1 protein-coding gene is annotated in these 2,470 nt (G+C 64.2%); it reads right to left on the reverse strand.

What is annotated here, in order from left to right:
- Positions 1-2,470: efflux RND transporter permease subunit (locus EOA24_RS34265; protein ID WP_133374766.1), on the reverse strand; the 2,470-nt coding region annotated here is incomplete at both ends.

Below are 2,470 nucleotides of genomic sequence, written 5' to 3' on the forward strand. Positions count from 1 at the left end.
GATCTGCTCCTTGAGCTGGTCGATGCGGGTCACCGTGTCGCCGAGCGACACGCCCTGCGGCAGGTTGTAGGAGATCGTCACCGCCGGCAGCTGTCCGAGCTGGTTGATCGTCAGGGCGCCGGCCGTGCGGTCGACGCGGGCGAAGGCGCCCAGCGGCACCAGAGTCCCGCTCGACGTCCGCATCTGGATGGCCAGCATGTGTTCCGGCGACCATTCGATCTTGGGGTCGAGCTCGGTGATGACCTCATAGCTGTCGGCCGAACCGAAGATCGTCGAGACCTGGTCGGTACCGAAGCCGCCATAAAGCGCCGAGCGCAGCGTGTCGGTGTCGATGCCGAGCTGGGCGGCCTTGTCGCGGTCGATCACGAGCGATGCCTGCAAGGCATTGTTCTGCAGGTCGCTGGTGACGTCGGTGAACATGGTGTGGTCCGCGGCCATGGCATCATTAAGCTTTTGTGCCCAGACGTCGGTCTGCTTGGTATCGAGCCCCTGAACCACGAGTTGGTAGGCGCTGGCGGACGACCGCGAGCCGAGCCGCAGGTTCTGCACCGGCTGCATGTAGGTCTCGATGCCCGCCACGCCGGCCAGCTGGCGTCTCAGATCCGCAAGCACCTTCTCGATGTTGGGGCGCTGGTCCTTGCCCTTGAGCTGGACGAAAAGCTGGCCCTGGTTGAGCGCGTTGTTGCCGCTGCCGGCCGACCAGGCCACATGGTCGACATAGGGCGACTTCGAGAACACGCTGGCCACCTGCCCCTGCAGCTTCGCCATGGCGTCGAACGAGATGTCCTGGCGCGCCATGGTGGTGACCGATATCTGGCCGATATCTTCCTGCGGGAAGAAGCCCTTCGGCGAAACCTGGATCACCCACACCGACGCCGCGGCAGTGGTGATGAAGACCAGGAAAATCAGGAAGGTGTGGCGCAGGCAGAAGCTCAAGAGCCAGTCATAGGCACGGGTGACGATGTCATGCCTGCCGGCGCTATGCGCCTCGCGATCCGCCTTCGTCACCGACAACAGCCGCGAGCAAAGCATCGGCGTCAGCGTCAGCGAGACGAACATCGAGGCCAGGATGGCGACGGTCACCACGACGGCGAATTCGTTGAAGATGCGGCCGATGACGCCGCCCATCAAAAGCACCGGAATGAACACCGCCACCAGCGAGATCGAGATCGAGATGATGGTGAAGCCGATCTCGCGCGCGCCCTTCAGCGAGGCGTCGAAGGCCGACAGCCCGTCCTCTTCCATGTGGCGGAAGATGTTTTCGAGCATGACGATGGCGTCGTCGACGACGAGGCCGACGGCCAAGGTCAGTCCCATCAGCGAGATGTTGTCGATGGAAAAGCCGAACAGGAACATCGCGCCAAGCGTGGCGATCAGCGAGATCGGCACCGCCACCGCCGGGATGATCGTCGCCGTCACCCGGCGCAGGAAGACGAAGATCACCATCACGACGAGCGCGATGGTCAGGAGCAGCGTGAACTGAACGTCGTCGACGGCCTGGCGGATCGAGGTCGAGCGGTCGTTGAGCAGCTTGATCTGGGCGGCGGCCGGCATCTGGTCCTGGAAGGACGGCAGCATCGCCTTGACCTTGTCGACGACATCGACGGTGTTGGCATCGGGCTGGCGCTGCACCGCCATGATGATCGCGCGGGTGCCGTCATACCAGCTCGCCGTCGTCGTGGTCTGCACGGAATCGACGACGCGGGTCACCTCGCCCAGCCGCACCGGATGGCCGTTCTTCGTGGCGATGATGAGGTTGGAGAAACCGGCGGCACTGGTCAGCTGCGTGTTGGCGGTGATCGTCAACTGCTGCTTGTTGTTCTGCAGCACGCCGAGCGGCGTGTTGCTGTTGGCCGAGGCGATCGCCGCCTGCAGCTGATCGATCGAGATGCCGCGCGCGGCAAGCGCGGACGGATCGATCTGGATGCGCACCGCGTATTTCTGCTGGCCGAAGATCGACACCTGGGCCACGCCGTCGATGGTCGACAGCGAAGGCGAGATGACGTTTTCCGCGAAGGCGTCGAGATCGGTCAGCGGGACCGTGCCGCTGACCAGCGACATCAGAAGGATCGGCGCGTCGGCCGGATTGACCTTGCGATAGCTCGGCGGCGAGGTCATTTCCGGCGGCAGCGATCTTTGCGTTCGCGCGATTGCCGCCTGCACGTCGGCGGCGGCGGCATCGATGTCGCGGTTCAGCACGAACTGGATGGCGATCGAGGTCTGGCCGAGCGAATTGGTGGTCGAGATCGAATCGATGCCGGCGATCGTCGCGAATTGCTTGATCAGCGGCGTCGCCACCGATGTCGCCATCGTCTCCGGCGACGCGCCGGGCAGGCTGGCCGAAACATTGACCACCGGAAACTCGGCGCTCGGCAGCGCCGCCACCGGCAGGAACTTGTAGGCAAAGATACCGCCCAGAATGAGGGCGAACGACATCAGCAGCGTGGCGACGGGCCTGCGAATGCAGAAT

This window comes from Mesorhizobium sp. M2A.F.Ca.ET.039.01.1.1 (genome assembly GCF_003998035.1).
Classification (GTDB): Bacteria; Pseudomonadota; Alphaproteobacteria; order Rhizobiales; family Rhizobiaceae; genus Mesorhizobium.